The following is a 19303-nucleotide window of genomic DNA, read 5'->3' on the forward strand; positions in this document are numbered from 1 at the left end:
TGTAACACCTTGTCTCATCTTCGGTTATGCTCGCCCTTCGTCGCCAATAAACGGAGCCTTCATGACCGCTGCCCGCCTGCTTCTTCCGCTAAGCCTCGCCCTGCTCGCGGCTTGCGCCAGTGCACCGAAGCAAAACGTCACCGTCGAAAAACAGAGCGCCTGCCCGCTCAAGCTCAAGGCCGGGCAAAACCTGACCCTGACCTTGCCGAGCAACCCCACCACTGGTTATCGCTGGGCGATCCAGGATTCGGCCGGCGGCGTGCTGCGCAGCCTCGGCCCCGAGGTCTACAGCAACCCCGAGGACGCCGGTGTAGTGGGTGCCGCCGGGCAATCCACCTGGCGCTTCCAGGCCTTTACCGCAGGTAGCGGCCGCCTGCGCCTGACCTCCCAACAACCCTGGGCCCCGGAAGTGAATCCGGTGGACACCTTTGACTGCGCCATTACGGTGAACTGATATGCCATGGATGATTCTTGCGTTGATGGGTGCGGGTACCTTTATCTACGGTCTGAGCACGCATGCCACCTTGCTGTGCCTGTTGGTCAAGCCGCTGCCGGTACTGGCGCTGTTGGGTTGGCTGCATGATGCGCCGCCCAGTGACTATCGACGCTGGATCAGCCTGGGGTTGATCTTCTCCGTGGTGGGCGATGTGTTGCTGGCCTGGCCCGGCGACCTGTTTATCTTCGGCCTGGGCGCGTTTTTGTTCGCGCACCTGGCGTATCTCAAAGCCTACTTCAGCGACTGCCGGCGCCCGGCCCTGTTGCCGCTGGCCTTGGCCCTGGGGGTTGGGGCGATCCTGTTGAGCATCCTGATATCCCACGGCCTGGGCGACTTGCTGATTCCGGTGGTGGTGTATGCGCTGGTGATCAGCGCCATGCTCTGGCGTGCACTGGCGCGCCTGGGCAGCGACGTACCCAAGCGCTCGGCGCAGTTGGCGGCCGTCGGCGCGGCGTTGTTTGTGTTTTCCGACACGCTGATCGGCATCAACCGCTTTGTGGTGACCTTCGATGCCGCACCGTACCTGTTGATCATCACCTACTGGTTGGGACAGTGGGGCATCACCGCATCGGCCTTTTCCCAGCCGCGCCGCACGCCCCTGACCTGACTCCCCCTGTGGCGAGCGGGCTTGCCCGCGTTGGGGCGCGCAGCGGCCCCCTAGATGGGACTGCTGCGCAATCCAGCGCGGGCAAGCCCGCTCGCCACAGATCAGAGAAGGCGCGCATCGCTCGGCCAAGTTGGCTAAAATGCCGGCCTTTTCCACTTCGTCGCCGGAACAGCCGTGAGCAAAGAACCCGATCGCCTATTCGCCCAGCCCTTGCCCCAGGTGCCGGACTTCGCCTTTAACGAGGACGTGGTGCGGGTGTTCCCGGACATGATCAAGCGCTCGGTGCCCGGTTACCCGACGATTGTCGAGAACCTCGGCGTGCTGGCGGCGCAGTTTGCCCAGCCGGGCAGCGTGCTGTACGACCTGGGTTCGTCCCTGGGCGCGGTGACCCAGGCCCTGCGTCGCCACGTGCGCACCGACGGTTGCCGGGTGATCGCTGTGGATAACTCGGCGGCGATGGTCGAGCGCTGCCGCGAATACCTCAACGGCCAGGACTCGATGTTCCAGGAGCTGCTGCCGGTGGAGGTGATCGAAGGCGATATCCTCGCCCTAGAGTTCCAGCCGGCCTCGGTGGTGGCGCTGAATTTCACCCTGCAATTTATCGCCCCCGAGGAGCGCCTGGCCTTGCTCGGGCGGATTCGCCAATCGCTGCTGCCCGGTGGCGCGCTGATTCTCTCGGAAAAACTGCGCTTCAATGATCCCGAAGAACATGCATTGCTCACCGATCTGCACGTAGCGTTCAAACGCGCCAACGGCTACAGCGAACTGGAAATCGCCCAGAAGCGCAGCGCCATCGAAAACGTCATGAAGCCCGACAGCCTCGAAGAACACCGCGAACGCCTGCTGGCGGCCGGGTTCTCGAAAGTCGTGCCGTGGTTCCAGTGTCTTAACTTTGCCTCGTTGATTGCCTTGCCATGATTGATCTGTCCCCCCTCGCCCGCCATCTGGTCGGCACTCCCCTGGCCGTGTGGGCCCAGGGCCTGCAAGCACAACTCGATGCAAAAATGGAAAAGGGCCATGGCGACCTGGCGCGCTGGCAAAGTGCGCTGGATGCGCTGCCCAAGATCCTGCCAAGCGAAGTCGACCTGCTGAACGGCCTGACCCTCGACACCGATTGCGATGACACAACCCGTGAGCAGATGCATGCCGCGCTGATGGGCCTGAGCCCGTGGCGCAAAGGCCCGTTCAACCTGTTCGGGGTGCATGTGGACACCGAATGGCGCTCGGACTGGAAATGGTCGCGGGTCGCGCCGCACCTGAACCTTACGGGCAAGCGCATCCTCGATGTGGGCTGTGGCAACGGCTACTACATGTGGCGCATGCTCGGCGCCGGCGCCGACAGTGTGATTGGCGTGGACCCCAACTGGTTGTTCTTCTGCCAGTTCCAGGCGGTGCAGCGCTACCTGTCGGCGCCCAACGCCTGGCACCTGCCCTTCCCGTTCGAAGACCTGCCGCCGAACATGGAAGGTTTTGACACGGTGTTCTCCATGGGCGTGTTTTACCACCGCCGCTCGCCGATCGAGCATTTGTTGGCGCTCAAGGATTGCCTGGTCAAGGGCGGCGAACTGGTGCTGGAAACGCTGGTGATCGAGGGCGATCAACAACAGGTACTGGTGCCGGAAGACCGTTACGCGCAGATGCGCAATGTGTGGTTCCTGCCCTCGGTGCCGGCGCTGATGCTATGGCTGCGGCGTGCCGGCTTCACTGAGGTGCGCTGCGTGGATGTGAGCGTGACCACGGTCGAGGAACAACGCGGGACAGAGTGGATGAAGTATCAGTCCCTGAGTGACTTCCTCGATCCTGAGGATCACAGCAAGACGATTGAAGGGCTGCCGGCGCCGATGCGCGCGGTGATTATCGCCAAGAAGTAACCCCCAATCGCCCTGAGAAAATGCAGATCAAAAATGTGGGAGCTGGCTTGCCTGCTACCACATTGAGGTCAGGGTTTAGCCCGGCGCGCCTTGAAGAACTCACTCAACACCGCTCCGCACTCCTCGGCCAGCACCCCGCCTTCATACATCACCCGATGATTGAGAAAGCCCTGGGTAAAGAATTGCCCCTGGCTTTGCACAATCCCCGCCTTGGGCTCCAGCGCGCCGTACACCACCCGCGCGATGCGCGAGTGGACGATCAGCCCGGCGCACATGCTGCACGGCTCCAGGGTCACATACAGGGTGCTGCCCGGCAGGCGGTAGTTGCTGACGGCCTGGGCCGCCGCGCGGATGGCGACCATCTCGGCGTGGGCGCTGGGGTCGCTGCCGCTGATCGGGCAGTTGAAGCCGCGCCCGATGATTTCGCCGTCCTGCACCAGCACCGCACCCACCGGCACTTCGCCGAGGGCCGCGCCCTGGGCGGCGAGGGCCAGGGCTTCGCGCATAAAGTCCTGGTCGCGGCTGCGGTCGATAATCGCCGTCGGGCGTATCTGGCGCATCACGCCACCTCGATGGCGGCCATCAGGCCGGTTTCCATATGGTCGATCACATGGCAGTGGAACATCCACACCCCAGGGTTATCCGCCACCAACGCCACGCGAGCGCGCTCGTTCTTGCCCAGCAGGTAGGTGTCGGTGAAGTACGGTGTGACTTTGTGCCGGTTCGAGGCGATGACCTTGAAACTCATGCCATGCAGGTGGATCGGGTGCTGGTACTGGGTCATGTTCTTCAGTTCGAAAATATAGCTCTTGCCCAACTCGAGCTTGGCAATCGGGCGGTCGGCGCAGGTCTTGTCGGTGATATCCCAGGCCTGGCCGTTGATCTGCCACAGGCTCGGCGGCCTGTTTTCGACATCGACCGAGACCGAGCCGACCCATTCGAAATTGAAGTTGAGTTTCTCGGCATTCGCCAGGTCGGGCTCGGCAATCGGGTTGGCCGGCAACGCCGGTGGCCACTCGCCGGGGGCGTCGGTGTTGGCCACCGAGCGGAAGGTGCCCAGACGCACCGGGCCATTGCGGATCGACAGCTCTTCGCCGGCCGGCGGGGCCTTGATTGCCAGGCAGATGCGCATGCCCGGGCCCAGCCAGTATTCCTTGCCCAGGGGCCGTGGCTCGATGGGGTTGCCGTCCAGCGCGTAGATCTGCGCCTCGACGTTGGGGATATTCAGGCGATAGGTCAGGGTGTTGTCGAGGTTGAGCAGGCGCACCCGGGTGATTTGCCCGGCAGGCAGGTCGATGACCGCCTGCGGCACACCGTTGATGGTCGACAGGCGCCCGGCCGTACCGCCACGGGCTGCTTCGCGGGGGATGCTGAACTCGACAAATTCACCCTGCTCGTCGATATGCCAGTTTTTCAGGCTCAGGGTGCGTTCGTGCTGGAAGCCGGTGGGCTCGCGCTCTTCGACAATCAACGGGCCGACCAGGCCACGACCCAGTTCTTCGCTGCTGCTGACATGGGGGTGATACCAGTAGCTGCCGGCATCCGGCACGCGGAACTGGTAGTCGAAATACTCACCGGGCAATACCGGCAGTTGCGAGACGTAGGGCACGCCGTCCATTTCCAGGGGCAGGCGGATGCCGTGCCAGTGGATGGTGGTGGCAACCGGCAGATGGTTGATAAAGCGCACCCGCAGCCATTCGCCCTGGCGTACGCGCAACTCGGTGCCCGGCGCCGAAGGGCCAAAGGCCCAAGCCTCGGTCTTGTGTCCCGGCACCAGTTCCACGTCCAACGGTGCGGCGATCAACTCGTAATCGCGCCCGGCGCTGGCGTCCGCGACTTTCCCCAGCCAGTAGCGATAGGCGCCACCGGCACCGACACCCACGACTGCCAGGCCGACGAGGCCACCAAGGATTTGTCGACGGGAAAAGGATCGGGACACAACAACCTCACAAATCTGCGCAGGCCCAAGGCCCGCAAAGGGCAAATACGATACACCCCTGCCGGCTAAACAGTAAGGCTTCGCATTGCCGCATGTGGGAAAGGCCTTGTGTGGGAGCAAGCTTGTGTGGGAGCGGGTTTGCCCGCGATAGCGCTGTGTCAGTCAATAGAGGTATCGACTGAAACGCCCTTATCGCGGGCAAGCCCGCTCCCACACAAGCCCGCGCCACGTTGAATCTTTGGCGTTGATTAGGGCTTGGCGGCAGCCAGGATCAGCGCTTTCATCTCGGCAACCGCGCCTTTGAAACCGACGAACAGCGCGTGCGCCACCAGCGCGTGGCCGATGTTCAGTTCGTTGATGCCCTTGATCGCCGCCACGGCTTCGACGTTGTGGTAGTGCAGGCCATGGCCGGCGTTGACGATCAGGCCCTCGCGCAGGCCACAGGCCACGCCGTCGATGATGCGCTGCAGTTCTTCGGCCACTTCGGTGGGGGTGGTGGCATCGGCGTAGCGGCCGGTGTGCAACTCGATGGCCGGGGCGCCCACGCGGCGCGAGGCTTCGATCTGCCGTTCGTCGGCGTCGATAAACAGCGAGACTTCACTGCCGATCTGCGACAGGCGCTCGACCGCCGCCTTGATCCGCGCTTCCTGGCCGGCGACATCCAGGCCGCCTTCGGTGGTGAGTTCCTGGCGGGTTTCCGGGACCAGGCAGATATGCGCCGGACGGATGCGCTCGGCGAAGGCCATCATTTCTTCGGTGATGCCCATTTCGAAGTTCATGCGCGTTTGCAGCACGTCCTTGAGCACCAGTACGTCGCGCTCCTGGATGTGCCGGCGGTCTTCGCGCAGGTGCACGGTGATCCCATCGGCGCCGGCTTCTTCGGCATCCAGCGCGGCCTTGACCGGATCAGGGTAGCGAGTGCCCCGGGCCTGGCGCAGGGTGGCGACGTGGTCGATGTTGACGCCAAGAAGAATGCGATTGCTGGTGGTCACGGAAGCGCTCCTGAAAAGGGAAAGAATCGGCGCACAGCATACACGGGGATGTCAGGGCTTTCGAAACAACTCGCGACTGACCAGCGGCCGACCGCCCAGATGCACGGCCAGGGCCTGGCGCATCAGGCGCTTGGCCGCAGACAAGGCACCGGGGGCGCTCCAGTCGGCGTCGGCCATGGCCAGCAACTCGGTGCCCTGGAACAGGCCGGGTTGCAGCAGGTAGACGCGCTCCAGGCCGGCATCCACCTGCAGGCGGTACATGCCGTCGCTGGCGATGGGCTCGCCGTGCAGGTCGTTGCTCAGTTCAAAACCGTAGCCCAGGTCGTCGAGCAGACGCCACTCGAAAGCACGCAACAGCGGCTCCAGGGGGCGGCCTTCGGCCAGGGCCAGCAAGGTCGCAGCGTAGTGATCGAACACTGCGGGGTGGGGGTCTTCGGCGGGCAGCAGGCGGATCAGCAGTTCATTGAGGTAGAGGCCGCTGAACAGCGCCTCGCCATTGAGCCAGGCCGAGGTGCCGATGCTTTCCAGGCGGCCGACGTTTTTCAGCTCGCCCTTGCCGCGAAACTCCACGTCCAGGGCCACGAATGGCCGCGCCAGCGTGCCCGCCTTGCCCCGCGCACTGCGCAACACCGCGCGCAGCCGGCCCTGGGGCGTGAGGAAGTCCACCAGGGCGCTGGTCTCGCGGTAGGCGCGGCTGTGCAGGACGTAGGCGGGTTGGCTGGGGGGTGGGGTTGGGGACATGGGGTTCTCGCTGCGGGAACACGGTCTGGAAAACAACGACTATCCAATGTGGGAGCGGGCTTGCTCGCGAATGCGGTGGGTCAGCCAAAGCATCTGGTGACTGATCCATTGCATTCGCGAGCAAGCCCGCTCCCACATTTTGTCCTGCGGTGTTACTAAAGACTGATTACAGGTCGCCGTAGCCCAGGGAGCGCAGTGCACGCTCATCATCGGACCAGCCACCCTTAACCTTCACCCACAGGTTAAGCATGATCTTGGAGTCGAACAGCAATTCCATGTCCTTGCGCGCCTCGGTGCCGATGCGCTTGATGCGCTCGCCCTTGTCGCCAATGATGATTTTCTTCTGGCCGTCACGTTCGACGAGGATCAGCGCATGGATATGCAGGGTCTTGCCCTGCTGCTTGAACTCTTCGATTTCCACGGTGATCTGGTACGGCAGTTCGGCGCCCATCTGGCGCATGATTTTCTCGCGTACCAGTTCAGCGGCGAGGAAGCGGCTGCTGCGGTCGGTAATCTGGTCTTCCGGGAAGAAGTGCTCGTTCTCCGGCAGGTAGCCGGCGATCACCCGCTCCAGGGCTTCGAGGTTGTGCCCGTGCTGGGCCGAGATCGGCATGATCTGGGCGTTCGGCAGTTGTTCCTGCAACCAGCTCAGGTGCGGCATCAGCTCGGCTTTGTCTTCGATGCGGTCGGTCTTGTTCAGCGCGACGATCAAAGGGCCGGTGACGTACTGCACACGCTCCAGCACCATCTGGTCTTCATCGGTCCACTTGGTGCGGTCAACCACGAAGATCACCACGTCGACGTCTTTCAACGCCGCCGAAGCGGTCTTGTTCATGTAGCGGTTCAGGGCTTTCTCGCCGCCTTTGTGCATGCCCGGGGTGTCGACGTAGACCGCTTGCACGTTGCCTTCGGTCTTGATGCCCAGCATGTTGTGGCGGGTGGTCTGCGGCTTGCGCGAGGTGATCGCCAGCTTCTGCCCGAGGATGTGGTTGAGCAGCGTGGACTTGCCCACGTTGGGACGGCCGACGATGGCAACATAGCCACAGCGTGTTGCGGTTGAATCAGTCATGGCCATTCTCCACGCCCAGGGCAATCAGTGCTGCAGCGGCCGCTACCTGTTCGGCAATACGACGGCTCACACCCTGACCTCGGCTTTTTTCGTTCAATAAGGTGACTTCGCATTCGACGAAGAACACACGGCAATGCGGCTCACCCTGGATATCCACCACTTCGTAGCGTGGCAGTTCGCAGCCGCGCGACTGCAAAAATTCCTGCAGGCGGGTCTTGGGATCCTTGTTGGTATCCACCAGGGTCAGGCTGTCGATTTCCGACGCCAGCCAGGCCATGACCCGCTCCTTGGCCACTTCCATCCCGGCATCGAGATAGATCGCGCCGATCAGGGCTTCCAGGGCATCGGCCAGGATCGACTCGCGACGGAAACCGCCGCTTTTCAACTCGCCGGACCCCAGGCGCAGGTACTCGCCCAGGTCAAAACCACGGGCCAATACGGCCAGGGTCTCGCCTTTCACCAGGCGCGCGCGCAGGCGCGACAGCTGGCCTTCACGGGCCAGGGGGAAGCGGTTGAACAAGGCTTCGCCCGCGGCGAAGTTGAGAATGGCATCACCGAGGAATTCCAGGCGTTCATTGTTGCGCCCGGCAAAACTGCGATGTGTGAGGGCAAGGACCATCAATTCCTGGTCCTTGAAGGTGTAGCCGAGCTGACGCTCAAGACGACTCAAAGAAACGCTCACGGTTTACCTACTTTCAGTACGTGGCGGCAAAGGCCATCGACGATTAACGCTGTGTTCAAATTCAAATCCTGGCAATGCTGCGTATCGCTCGAGGCCGGACCAATGTCCAAGCCCCAGAAAAGCATTCGGCGCTGTGTTCACAGCGCCGCATGGATTACTTGATCAGCCCCACCCGCGAGAAGTTCGGCAGGTGGCTGAGTTTGGGTTCGGGCCAGCTCATCCAGACCGCGAAGGCCTTGCCGACGATATTCTGGTCCGGAACCATGCCCAGCAGCTCCTTGGGAATGCTTGGATCATCCCAGTAGCGGCTGTCGTTGGAGTTGTCGCGGTTGTCGCCCATCATGAAGTAGTGCCCGGCAGGCACGGTCCACTGGTTGTCGGGCGGCGAACGGTAGCGGCTCATTTCCTTGCGGATCTGGTGCTCTACCGCCCCGAGTTTTTCCTCGTACAGCTCGGCGCTGCCCAGGGTATTCGGCTCGGCACCGATGAGTTTCTCAGCCACCGACTCGCCATTGACGAACAGGCGTTTGTCGCTGGTGTAGCGAATCACGTCACCCGGCAGGCCGACCACACGCTTGATGTAGTTGACGTTCGGGTCGCTTGGGTAGCGGAACACCATCACATCGCCGCGCTGCGGATCACCCACCTCGATGATTTTCTTGTCGATCACCGGCAAGCGGATCCCGTAGGAAAACTTGTTCACCAGGATAAAGTCGCCCACATCCAGGGTTGGCTTCATCGAACCCGAAGGAATCTGGAACGGCTCTACCAGAAACGAGCGCAGCACCAGCACGATGAACAACACCGGGAAGAACGACTTGCCGTATTCAACCAGCAGGGGCTCTTTGTTCAGCTTCTCGATCACCACGCCATCGGGCTGGCTGACGCTGCCCTGATAGGACGCGATGGCCGCCCGGCGACGCGGGGCGAAGAACAGCAGATCGAGCAGCGCCAGGAAGCCACAGACGGCAACGGCGATGACCAGCAACAGCGGGAAATTTAGTGACATAGGACCTAACTATCCAACCTGAGCACCGCAAGGAAGGCTTCTTGTGGAATTTCCACGTTACCCACTTGCTTCATGCGTTTTTTACCGGCCTTTTGCTTCTCAAGCAGCTTGCGCTTACGGCTGACGTCGCCGCCATAGCATTTGGCCAGTACGTTCTTTCTGAGAGCCTTGACGGAGGTCCGCGCAATGATCTGCCCGCCAATGGCGGCCTGGATCGCAACGTCGAACATCTGGCGCGGAATCAGTTCCTTCATCTTCTCGGTCAACTGGCGACCTTTGTAGTGCGCATTATCCTTGTGCACGATCAGCGCCAGGGCATCGACCTTGTCGCCGTTGATCAGCACATCGAGCTTCACCAGATTGGCCGATTGATAACGGTCGAAATGGTAATCCAGCGAAGCATAGCCGCGACTGGTGGATTTGAGACGGTCAAAGAAGTCCAGGACCACTTCGTTCATCGGCAAATCGTAGGTCACTTGGACCTGGGTACCGAGGAACAGCATGTCGTGCTGCACGCCACGCTTTTCGATACACAGGGTAATGACGTTGCCCAGGTGCTCCTGCGGCACAAGAATATTGGCGCGCACGATCGGTTCGCGCATGTCTTCGATCGACGACAGATCCGGCAGCTTGGACGGGTTGTCGACGTAAATCGTTTCACCGGTTTTCAGCGCCAGCTCAAAAATAACGGTTGGCGCGGTGGTGATCAGGTCCAGGTCGTACTCGCGCTCCAGGCGCTCCTGGATGATTTCCATGTGCAGCATGCCCAGGAACCCGCAGCGGAAGCCGAAGCCCAGGGCGTCGGAGCTTTCCGGGGTGTACTGCAACGACGAGTCGTTGAGGGTCAGCTTTTGCAGGGCTTCGCGGAAATCCTCGAAGTCATCGGAACTGACCGGGAACAGGCCGGCGTAGACCTGGGGCTGGATGCGCTTGAAGCCTGGCAGCACGTCGACATCAGGCGTCGAGCTCAAGGTCAGGGTGTCACCGACCGGCGCACCGTGGATGTCCTTGATACCGGCGATGATGAAGCCTACTTCACCGGCTTTCAGATCAGTGGTAGCGGTGTGCTTGGGGTTGAATACACCGACGCTGTCCACCAGGTGGATCTTGCCGGTGGACTTGACCAGGATCTTGTCGCCCTTCTTCACCCGGCCATGGCGCACGCGTACCAGGGACACAACGCCCAGGTAGTTGTCGAACCAGGAGTCGATGATCAACGCTTGCAGCGGATCTTCGTAGTTACCGGTTGGCGCAGGAATGGTCTTGACCAGGCGCTCGAGCACTTCGTCGACACCCAGGCCGGTCTTGGCGCTGCACTCGACGGCGTCGGTGGCGTCAATGCCGATGATTTTTTCGATTTCTTCCTTCACACGGTCCGGATCGGCCTGTGGCAGGTCGATCTTGTTCAGCACCGGCATGACTTCCAGGCCCTGCTCGATCGCGGTGTAGCAGTTGGCCACGGACTGGGCTTCAACGCCCTGCCCCGCGTCCACCACCAACAGCGCGCCTTCGCAGGCGGCCAGGGAACGGCTGACTTCGTAGGTGAAGTCGACGTGGCCCGGGGTGTCAATGAAGTTCAGCTGGTACTTGATACCGTCTTTGGCGGTGTAGTACAGGGTAACGCTGTGGGCCTTGATGGTGATCCCGCGCTCGCGTTCGAGGTCCATGGAGTCCAGGACCTGGGCTTCCATTTCACGCTCGGCAAGGCCGCCGCACATCTGGATGAATCGATCGGCCAGCGTCGACTTACCATGGTCAATGTGGGCGATGATGGAGAAATTGCGGATATGACTCAAATCACTCACGGATCAACACTCAAAAAGGCTGCAGGCAGATTGCCCGCTGAAAAATAGCCGGGAATTGTACCTGATGCTCAGGCCAGACGTCATCTTTGACGACCAATAACAAAAATGCCCCGTTCTTGCGAATGGGGCATTTTTTATTCAACAACCGCGGATCAACCGGCCCGCCGCAGCAGCCAGAACCCGGCCAGGGCACAGATGCCGGTCGGCACCAGCACCGCAAACAGCGGCGAGAAGCCGAATACCAGGCTCGACGGCCCCAGCAGGTCCTGGGCAATGCGGAAGGTGAAACCGACCAATACCCCGGTAAATACCCGCTGGCCCAGGGTTACCGAGCGCAACGGGCCGAAAATAAACGAAATCGCCATCAGCACCAGGGCAGCGGTCACCACCGGCTGCAACACCTTGACCCAAAATGCCAGCCAGTAGCGGCCGTTGTTCAGGCCCTGGTCTTTGAGGTAGTGGATATAGCTCCACAAACCGGAGATCGGCAGGCTTTCCGGGACCATCACCACGGTATTGAGCAGTTCCGGTTTGAGGGCGATGTCCCAGGTCTGTGTCGGCTCGTTGATCACCTCGGTGCTGGCCTCGGTGCCTTTGCCGGGGTTGCGGAAATGGGTAGTGGTGACATCGCTCAGCACCCACTGGTTGTCATTGAACTGTGCCCGTTTGGCAAAGCTCGACGACAGCATGTGGCGCTCTTCATCAAAGCGATAGCGGGTCACACCCACCAGCAGGCCACCGGGTTGCACGGCGTTGATGTGGATAAATTCATCGCCCTGGCGGTGCCACAGGCCCCGCTTGGAGCTCTGCGCGTCGCCCGAGCCCTGGGCCAGCGCACGGTTGGCCTGGGCGGTGGTTTCCGCCGGTGGCGCCACGTATTCGCCGATCAATACGCTGGTGGCCATCAGCAGCAGCATGGGTTTCATCACCGCCCAGACGATACGGGCAATGGACACCCCCGCGGCGCGCATGATGGTCAGCTCGCTGTTGCTGGCCAGGCTGCCCAGGCCGATCAGGCAGCCGATCAGTGCGGCCATCGGCATCATGTCGTAGAGCCGGCGCGGCGCGGTCAGCGCCACGTAGCTCAGTACGTCAGTGACCGTATAGGTATCGGTGACGTTGCCCACTTCATCAATGAAGGCAAACAACGACGCCAGGCCGAGGATGATGCCCAATACCGCCAGGATGGCGACCAGTACGCTGCTACCGATGTAGCGATCCAACTTACCCACGAGCCATCTCCTTCATGCCGCGACGGCTCTGCATTTTCAAGCGAATCGGTTCCCAATACAGCAGGCCCAGGCCAATTACCAGGAAGATGCCGTGGACCCACCACAGCCCCAGGGTCGGCGACAGCTTGCCCTTCTCCAGGGAGCCACGGGCGGAAATCAGGATGGTCAGGTAGGCCATGTACAGCAGGATCGCCGGCAGCAGCTTGAGGAAGCGGCCCTGGCGCGGGTTGACCCGGGACAGCGGCACCGCCATCAAGGTGACGATAAACACCAGCAGTGGCAGGGAAATACGCCATTGCAGCTCGGCAATCGAGCGCAGTTGCTTGCTGCCGATCAGGGCTGAGGTCGGGATGGCATCGCGGTCGGTGACCTCGTTGCTCACATCCGGCCGGGCCAGCATGACCCCGTAGGTGTCGTACTTGATGGCACGGTAGTCGGCCTGGCCGGGGCTGCCGTCGTAGCGGTAGCCGTTTTCCAGGATCAGGTAGCGGCTGCCGTCCGGACGCACTTCCTGGCGCCCGCTATCGGCCACCAGCACGGAAATGCCTCGGTCTTTCTTGTCCTGGCCCAGGCGCTTCTCGGAGATGAACACACCGCCGAGGTTGGCCCGATCGTCGGTCATGCGCTCGGTGTAGGTTACGCGGGTGCCGTCGTTGAGCGCCTGGAAGCGCCCCGGTTCGAGGGTGTCGAACTCGGTCATCGCGTCCTGTTTGTTGAGCACCAGCTGAAATTGCATGGCGCCCTGGGGCGCCAGGCTCAGGCTCAGCCAGGCCACCACCAGCGCTACGCCGGTGGCCGGGACCATGGTCATGGCCAGCAGACGCTGCTGGCTCATGCCGGTGGCCGACAGCACGGTCATCTCGCTTTCGAGGTAGAGCCGGCCATAGGCCAGCAGGATCCCGAGAAACAGGCCCAGGGGCAGGATCAGCTGCAAGAAGCCAGGCAGGCGGAACCCCATGATCAGGAACAACGAGCCTGGATCCAGGGCACCCGAGGCGGCCTGGGCCAGGTATTTGACGAAACGACCACTCATGATGATGACCAGCAGTACCGCACTTACGGCACTCAGGGTCAGCAGAACTTCGCGGGACAGATAACGGAAGACGATCAAACCAGACACTCCAGGGTTGTCAGGCTAAGGCGGCCAAACAAGCAAGCATATCAAGTCGCCCCGTTGACACGGGCCGGCGAAAAAGATGGCGCATTATCCTGTGATTGTCCGCGCCTGTCACGGAGCTTGCTCACACCCATGCACAAAGCTGGCGTCAAGGGTTGTCAGGCTCGGGCGGCGCGGTACAAACTGCGGGCTTTGTCGCGGCCGTCTACAGGCGGCCCAGCCCACAGGCCGGAGTACAGACTCCAGGCTCTTTGACCTTATATAAGGGACCCGAACATGGAATTGGTTGTAAAAAGCGTTAGCCCCGAAACGTTGAAGACCGCCACCCTCGTGGTCGCCATCGGCGAAGGCCGCAAGCTCGGCGCGGCCGCCAAACAAGTCGATGAACTGAGCGGTGGCGCCATCAGCGCGGTGCTCAAGCGTGGCGACCTGGCCGGCAAAGTCGGGCAAAGCCTGCTGTTGCAAGGCCTGCCGAACCTCAAAGCCGACCGCGTGTTACTGGTGGGTGTGGGCAAGGATGCCGAACTGGGCGACCGCCCGTTCCGCAAGATCATCAGCGCCATCCTCAACACCCTCAAGGGTCTGGGCGGCAGCGATGCGGCACTGGCGCTGGACGAAATCGTGGTCAAGGGCCGCGACAGCTACGGCAAGACCCGCCTGTTGGCCGAAACCCTGCTGGACGGTGGTTACACGTTCGAACAGTTCAAGAGCCAGAAAGCCGAACCCGGCGCCCTGAAGAAAATCACCCTGCTGACCATCAAGGCCGCCCAGGCTGAAGTACAGCGCGCCACCACCCACGCCCAGGCCATCGCTGCGGGCATGGCGTTCACCCGCGACCTGGGCAATATGCCACCAAACATCTGCCACCCGACCTACCTCGGTGAACAGGCCAAGGCCTTGGGCAAAGAATTCAAGGGCCTGAAAGTCGAAGTCCTCGACGAGAAGAAGATCAAAGAACTGGGCATGGGCTCGTTCTATGCCGTGGGCCAGGGCAGCGACCAGCCGCCCCGCCTGATCGTCATGCAATACAACGGCGGCAAGAAGGCCGACAAACCGTTCGCCCTGGTCGGTAAAGGCATCACCTTCGACACCGGCGGCATCAGCCTCAAGCCGGGTGCCGGCATGGACGAGATGAAGTACGACATGGGCGGCGCCGCCAGTGTGTTCGGTACCCTGCGCGCCGTGCTGGAGCTCAAGCTGCCGATCAACCTGGTGTGCATCCTGGCCTGTGCCGAAAATATGCCGAGCGGCGGTGCTGCCCGCCCAGGCGATATCGTGACCACCATGAGCGGCCAGACCGTGGAAATCCTCAACACCGACGCCGAAGGCCGCCTGGTGCTGTGCGATGCCCTGACCTACGCCGAGCGCTTCAAGCCCCAGGCAGTGATTGATATCGCCACCCTGACCGGCGCCTGCATCGTCGCTCTCGGTTCCCACACCTCGGGCCTGCTGGGCAACAACGACGAGCTGGTCGAGCAATTGCTCAGCGCCGGCAAGGCGGCCGACGACCGCGCCTGGCAATTGCCCCTGTTCGATGAGTACCAGGAGCAACTGGACAGCCCGTTCGCCGACATCGCCAACATTGGCGGGCCAAAGGCCGGCACCATCACGGCGGCGTGCTTCCTGTCGCGTTTTGCCAAGAACTTCAACTGGGCTCACCTGGATATCGCCGGCACCGCCTGGACCAGCGGTGGCAAGGACAAAGGCGCTACCGGCCGTCCGGTGCCGTTGCTGACCCAGTACCTGCTGGATCGCGCCAAAGCCTAAACGCAACTCTGTAGGAGCCGATTTACAGGCTCCTACAGGTTTTTGCGTGCCTGCCTGGAAATGTAATGACCCAAGTCGACTTCTATATATTGCCCAGCGCCGATCCGTCGGCTCGCCTGGACTTTGCCTGCAAACTCACGGAAAAAGCCTGGCGCATGGGCCACCGCATCTACCTGCACTGCAGCGATGCCGCCCAGCGTGACGACCTCGATGCCCGCCTGTGGCGCTTCAAGGGCGAGAGCTTTGTGCCCCACGGCCCCGCAGAATCGGAGCCGGACAGCCAGGTGGTGCTGGGTGTGGGCGACAGTTGTGGCGATCACCATGACCTGCTGGTCAACCTGGACCTGAAAGTGCCAGCCTTCGCCAAGGGGTTTGCCCGGGTCGCGGAAGTGGTGGTGGAAGATCCGGCTATTCGTCAGGCCGCGCGTGAGAGTTTCCGTTTCTACCGCGAACAGGGCTATTCTCTGCAAGATCACCGATTACAGCGACTCTGAGCACATGATGGACACTTCAAATCCGCTAAAACCGTCTGACCACCTGCTGGACGACCTCGAGTCGATCCGCCAGTTGCTGGGTGATGACAACCTGCAACCGCCGCTGCTGACCGATACTGTCGCAGAAGAGGTACAGATCCCCCTGCTGTTCGATACGGTCGGCGCCAAGCCAGCCGCCGCCGCGCCGGTCGAGCCGCCCGTCGTCCAGGCAGCGCCCGCCGCCGAAAAAGCCCCCGATGCCCTGTTGCTGCACCTGGACAACGAACTGCGCGCCGCTGCGCAATTGATCATGCAGGACGTGATCGACGACTTTGCCCCGCATATCGAAACCGAGATCAAGCGCCGGATGGATGCGCGGATGGAGCGGTTGCTTAGCCAGTACCAGTCCTAAGCCACATAGATATCCCCTGTAGGAGCGGGCAAGCCCGCTCCTACATTTGACCCGCGCCAGCCTTAGCCCCTCTCTTCGTCTCGCCCTCTCCCCTATCCCTCGTTATACTTGCCGGCTTTCCTGAATAAATGCCAACTAGGGTCCCGCCGCGCATGGATAAGACCTACCAGCCGCACGCTATTGAAACTTCCTGGTACCAGACCTGGGAGTCCGAGAATTATTTCGCTCCGCAAGGTGCGGGCGAGTCCTACACCATCATGATTCCGCCGCCGAACGTCACTGGCAGCCTGCACATGGGCCATGGCTTCAACAATGCGATCATGGATGCGTTGATCCGTTTCCGCCGTATGCAGGGCCGCAACACCCTGTGGCAGCCAGGCACCGACCACGCGGGTATCGCCACCCAGATGCTGGTAGAGCGCCAACTGGAAGCCACCGGCCAAAACCGTCACGACCTGGGGCGCGAGAAGTTCCTGGAGAAGATCTGGGAATGGAAAGACCATTCCGGCGGCAATATCAGCCGTCAGATCCGTCGTCTCGGCTCGTCGGTGGATTGGAGCCGCGAGCGCTTCACCATGGACGATGGCCTGTCGGAATCGGTCAAGGAAGCCTTCGTGCGCCTGCATGAAGATGGCCTGATCTACCGTGGCAAGCGCCTGGTCAACTGGGACACCAAGCTGCACACAGCGATTTCCGACCTTGAAGTGGAAAACCACGACGAGAAGGGTTTCCTGTGGAACCTCAAGTACCCGCTGGCCGACGGCGCCAAGACCGCCGAAGGCAACGACTACCTGATCGTCGCTACCACCCGTCCGGAAACCATGCTCGGCGACGCTGCCGTAGCGGTTAACCCGAACGACGAGCGCTACCAGGCGCTGATCGGCAAGTTCGTCGAGCTGCCGCTGGTAGGCCGCCGCATCCCGATCATCGCGGACGACTACTGCGACCCTGAATTCGGCACCGGCTGCGTGAAAATCACCCCGGCCCACGATTTCAATGACTATGAAGTCGGCAAGCGCCATAACCTGCCGCTGCTCAACATCTTCGACAAGAACGCCGCCGTATTGCCGGCCTGCCAGGTGTTCAACCTGGACGGTACGCTGAACGACAGCATCGACGGCAGGATCCCGGCCGAATACGCCGGCCTTGACCGTTTCGAAGCGCGTAAGCAGATCGTTGCCGCCTTCGACGCCGCTGGCCTGCTGGTCAGCGTTGACGACCACGCCCTGAAAGTGCCAAAAGGCGACCGTTCCGGCACCGTGATCGAGCCGTGGCTGACCGACCAATGGTACGTGTCCACCAAGCCGCTGGCCGAGCCGGCAATCGCGGCTGTGGAAGACGGCCGTATCCAGTTCGTGCCTAAACAGTACGAAAACATGTACTTCTCATGGATGCGTGACATCCAGGATTGGTGCATCAGCCGTCAGTTGTGGTGGGGCCATCGCATTCCGGCCTGGTACGACGAGTCGGGCAAGGTCTATGTCGGCCGCGACGAAGCCGAAGTACGCGCCAAGAACAATCTGGGTCCGGACGTCGCGTTGCAACAGGACAACGACGTACTCGACACCTGGTTCAGCTCGGGCTTGTGGACGTTCTCCACCCTGGGCTGGCCGCAACAGACCGAGTTCCTGAAAAAATTCCACTCCACCGACGTGCTGGTCACCGGCTTCGACATCATTTTCTTCTGGGTTGCCCGGATGATCATGCTCACCATGCACTTGGTGAAGAATGAAGACGGCACCCCGCAGGTACCGTTCAAGACCGTGTACGTACACGGCCTGGTGCGTGATGGCCAAGGCCAGAAGATGTCCAAGTCCAAGGGCAACGTCCTGGACCCGCTGGATATCATCGACGGCATCGACCTGGAAACCCTGGTGCAGAAACGCACTTCGGGCCTGATGCAGCCAAAGCTGGCGAAAAAGATCGAGAAGCAGACCCGCGACGAGTTCGCCGACGGCATCGCCAGCTACGGCACCGACGCCCTGCGTTTCACCTTCTGCTCGCTGGCATCCACCGGTCGCGACATCAAGTTCGACATGGGTCGCGTCGAAGGCTATCGCAACTTCTGCAACAAGATCTGGAACGCAGCGCGCTACGTGCTGGACAAGGGCGAAGACTGCGGCCAGAACGGCGAAGCCTATGAGCTGTCTCTGGCTGATCGCTGGATCATCTCGCAGCTGCAGCGCACCGAAACCGAAGTGACCCGCCAACTCGACCAGTTCCGTTTCGACCTGGCCGCCCAGGCCTTGTACGAGTTCATCTGGAACCAGTATTGCGACTGGTACCTGGAACTCTCCAAGCCGGTGCTGTGGGACGAGAACGCGCCGGTCGAGCGCCAGCGCGGTACCCGTCGCACCCTGGTGCGCGTGCTGGAAGTGGCGTTGCGCCTGGCGCATCCGTTCATGCCGTTCATCACCGAAGAAATCTGGCAGCGCCTGGCGCCGCTGGCCGGTATCGAAGGCAAGACCATCATGCTGCAACCTTGGCCAGTGGCCAATGAAGCACGCATCGACGAGGCTGCCGAAAGCGATATCGAATGGCTCAAGACCCTGATGCTCGGCACGCGCAATATCCGCGCCGAGATGAACATCGGCCCCGGCAAGCCTTTGGCGGTGTTCGTGAAGAACGCCAGTGCCGAGGACCAGCGCCGTCTCACCGAGAATGACGCCCTGCTCAAGAAGCTGGCGAAGCTGGAGTCGATCACCGTATTGGCTGACGGCGCCGAAGCACCGCTGTCTGCCACCGCACTGGTCGGCGAGATGGAAGTGCTGGTGCCAATGGCCGGCCTGATCGACAAAGGTGCCGAGCTGGCGCGCCTGGACAAGGAAATCCTGCGCCTGCAGGGCGAAGTGCAGCGCGTGGGCGGCAAGCTGTCCAATGCAGCCTTCGTGGACAAGGCCCCGGCCGAAGTCATCGACAAGGAACGCGCCAAGCTGGCCGAGGCCGAACAGGCGTTGGGCAAGCTGGCGGAGCAACGTGCGCGGATTTCCAGCCTGTAAGAGGCAACCCGGGTAAAAAAAGAGACCTTCGGGTCTCTTTTTTTTGGCCCTGGAAAACACCCCGCTTCCCACATTTGCCCGGGGCGGGCTCA

Annotated in this window: 18 protein-coding genes; 8 read left to right on the plus strand and 10 right to left on the minus strand. The window is 61.8% G+C overall.

Annotated features, from left to right (window positions below; genetic code table 11):
• Positions 1-61: 61 nt before the first annotated feature.
• From PSH73_RS20925 to cmoB, 4 genes are all read left to right on the plus strand, one after another.
• Entirely contained in the window at positions 62-454 is a 393-nt protein-coding gene (locus PSH73_RS20925; RefSeq protein WP_029297456.1) for a protease inhibitor I42 family protein, read from the plus strand.
• Between the two features lies 1 nt (position 455).
• Positions 456-1103: a lysoplasmalogenase gene (locus PSH73_RS20930; RefSeq protein WP_057958557.1), complete on the plus strand. Its 648-nt coding sequence runs from the start codon at positions 456-458 to the stop codon at positions 1101-1103.
• Positions 1104-1277: 174 nt separating this feature from the next.
• Positions 1278-2021, plus strand: a complete 744-nt coding sequence (gene cmoA / locus PSH73_RS20935) for a carboxy-S-adenosyl-L-methionine synthase CmoA (RefSeq protein ID WP_057438290.1) — start codon at positions 1278-1280, stop codon at positions 2019-2021.
• Positions 2018-2974: a tRNA 5-methoxyuridine(34)/uridine 5-oxyacetic acid(34) synthase CmoB gene (cmoB, locus tag PSH73_RS20940; protein ID WP_305461300.1), complete on the plus strand. Its 957-nt coding sequence runs from the start codon at positions 2018-2020 to the stop codon at positions 2972-2974. The genes cmoA and cmoB overlap by 4 nt, the downstream gene beginning before the upstream one ends.
• 68 nt (positions 2975-3042) lie before the next feature.
• On the opposite strand, the gene tadA is transcribed toward cmoB, so the two are convergent.
• The 10 genes from tadA to lptF form a co-directional block, all read right to left on the minus strand.
• Positions 3043-3534 carry a tRNA adenosine(34) deaminase TadA gene (gene tadA / locus PSH73_RS20945; protein WP_057958555.1) on the minus strand — a complete coding sequence of 164 codons (492 nt, stop codon included), beginning with the start codon at positions 3532-3534 and terminating at the stop codon, positions 3043-3045.
• On the minus strand, positions 3534-4913 hold the full coding sequence (locus PSH73_RS20950; RefSeq protein WP_057438284.1) for a multicopper oxidase family protein: 1380 nt from the start codon (positions 4911-4913) through the stop codon (positions 3534-3536). Before PSH73_RS20950 ends, tadA begins: the two co-directional genes overlap by 1 nt.
• Positions 4914-5161: 248 nt before the next feature.
• Positions 5162-5905: a pyridoxine 5'-phosphate synthase gene (pdxJ, locus tag PSH73_RS20955; RefSeq protein ID WP_057438282.1), complete on the minus strand. Its 744-nt coding sequence runs from the start codon at positions 5903-5905 to the stop codon at positions 5162-5164.
• Between the two features lie 51 nt (positions 5906-5956).
• Positions 5957-6646 (minus strand): DNA repair protein RecO, encoded by a 690-nt coding sequence (gene recO, locus PSH73_RS20960; protein WP_057438280.1) that lies wholly within the window; start codon positions 6644-6646, stop codon positions 5957-5959.
• Positions 6647-6812: 166 nt separating this feature from the next.
• A complete protein-coding gene (gene era, locus PSH73_RS20965; protein WP_029297473.1) occupies positions 6813-7715 on the minus strand; it encodes a GTPase Era in 903 nt (300 codons plus the stop codon).
• Positions 7708-8397 (minus strand): ribonuclease III, encoded by a 690-nt coding sequence (gene rnc, locus PSH73_RS20970; RefSeq protein ID WP_029297476.1) that lies wholly within the window; start codon positions 8395-8397, stop codon positions 7708-7710. The genes era and rnc overlap by 8 nt, the downstream gene beginning before the upstream one ends.
• 154 nt (positions 8398-8551) lie before the next feature.
• Positions 8552-9406 carry a signal peptidase I gene (lepB, locus tag PSH73_RS20975; RefSeq protein WP_057438278.1) on the minus strand — a complete coding sequence of 285 codons (855 nt, stop codon included), beginning with the start codon at positions 9404-9406 and terminating at the stop codon, positions 8552-8554.
• Between the two features lie 5 nt (positions 9407-9411).
• A complete protein-coding gene (gene lepA / locus PSH73_RS20980; protein WP_003210439.1) occupies positions 9412-11211 on the minus strand; it encodes a translation elongation factor 4 in 1800 nt (599 codons plus the stop codon).
• 152 nt (positions 11212-11363) lie between these two features.
• Positions 11364-12443: an LPS export ABC transporter permease LptG gene (lptG, locus tag PSH73_RS20985; RefSeq protein WP_057958553.1), complete on the minus strand. Its 1080-nt coding sequence runs from the start codon at positions 12441-12443 to the stop codon at positions 11364-11366.
• Entirely contained in the window at positions 12436-13554 is a 1119-nt protein-coding gene (gene lptF / locus PSH73_RS20990; protein ID WP_057958552.1) for an LPS export ABC transporter permease LptF, read from the minus strand. The genes lptG and lptF overlap by 8 nt, the downstream gene beginning before the upstream one ends.
• Before the next feature lie 282 nt (positions 13555-13836).
• Between lptF and PSH73_RS20995 the strand changes: the two genes are divergently transcribed.
• The 4 genes from PSH73_RS20995 (at position 13837) to PSH73_RS21010 (ending at position 19211) form a co-directional block, all read left to right on the plus strand.
• Entirely contained in the window at positions 13837-15327 is a 1491-nt protein-coding gene (locus PSH73_RS20995) for a leucyl aminopeptidase (protein ID WP_198817993.1), read from the plus strand.
• A gap of 65 nt (positions 15328-15392) precedes the next feature.
• Positions 15393-15821: a DNA polymerase III subunit chi gene (locus PSH73_RS21000; RefSeq protein WP_057438270.1), complete on the plus strand. Its 429-nt coding sequence runs from the start codon at positions 15393-15395 to the stop codon at positions 15819-15821.
• Between the two features lie 7 nt (positions 15822-15828).
• Complete coding sequence (locus tag PSH73_RS21005; protein ID WP_057958551.1) at positions 15829-16212, plus strand: hypothetical protein; 384 nt, start codon at positions 15829-15831, stop codon at positions 16210-16212.
• Positions 16213-16364: 152 nt separating this feature from the next.
• The gene (locus PSH73_RS21010) at positions 16365-19211 is read left to right on the plus strand and encodes a valine--tRNA ligase (RefSeq protein WP_120734106.1); all 2847 of its coding nucleotides are present in this window, start codon (positions 16365-16367) and stop codon (positions 19209-19211) included.
• Positions 19212-19303: the final 92 nt, after the last annotated feature.

This window comes from Pseudomonas sp. FP2294, assembly GCF_030687625.1.
Taxonomy (GTDB): domain Bacteria; phylum Pseudomonadota; class Gammaproteobacteria; order Pseudomonadales; family Pseudomonadaceae; genus Aquipseudomonas; species Aquipseudomonas shahriarae.

What these genes read in the sequence shown, in the direction of transcription:
- tadA (WP_057958555.1), bottom strand. Translation starts at nt 3,534, where the DNA reads ATGCGCCAGATACGCCCGACGGCGATTATCGACCGCAGCCGCGACCAG.
- recO (WP_057438280.1), bottom strand. Translation starts at nt 6,646, where the DNA reads ATGTCCCCAACCCCACCCCCCAGCCAACCCGCCTACGTCCTGCACAGC.
- cmoB (WP_305461300.1), top strand. Translation starts at nt 2,018, where the DNA reads ATGATTGATCTGTCCCCCCTCGCCCGCCATCTGGTCGGCACTCCCCTG.
- PSH73_RS20925 (WP_029297456.1), top strand. Translation starts at nt 62, where the DNA reads ATGACCGCTGCCCGCCTGCTTCTTCCGCTAAGCCTCGCCCTGCTCGCG.
- PSH73_RS21000 (WP_057438270.1), top strand. Translation starts at nt 15,393, where the DNA reads ATGACCCAAGTCGACTTCTATATATTGCCCAGCGCCGATCCGTCGGCT.
- PSH73_RS21005 (WP_057958551.1), top strand. Translation starts at nt 15,829, where the DNA reads ATGGACACTTCAAATCCGCTAAAACCGTCTGACCACCTGCTGGACGAC.
- PSH73_RS20930 (WP_057958557.1), top strand. Translation starts at nt 456, where the DNA reads ATGCCATGGATGATTCTTGCGTTGATGGGTGCGGGTACCTTTATCTAC.
- PSH73_RS21010 (WP_120734106.1), top strand. Translation starts at nt 16,365, where the DNA reads ATGGATAAGACCTACCAGCCGCACGCTATTGAAACTTCCTGGTACCAG.
- lepB (WP_057438278.1), bottom strand. Translation starts at nt 9,406, where the DNA reads ATGTCACTAAATTTCCCGCTGTTGCTGGTCATCGCCGTTGCCGTCTGT.
- era (WP_029297473.1), bottom strand. Translation starts at nt 7,715, where the DNA reads ATGACTGATTCAACCGCAACACGCTGTGGCTATGTTGCCATCGTCGGC.
- PSH73_RS20995 (WP_198817993.1), top strand. Translation starts at nt 13,837, where the DNA reads ATGGAATTGGTTGTAAAAAGCGTTAGCCCCGAAACGTTGAAGACCGCC.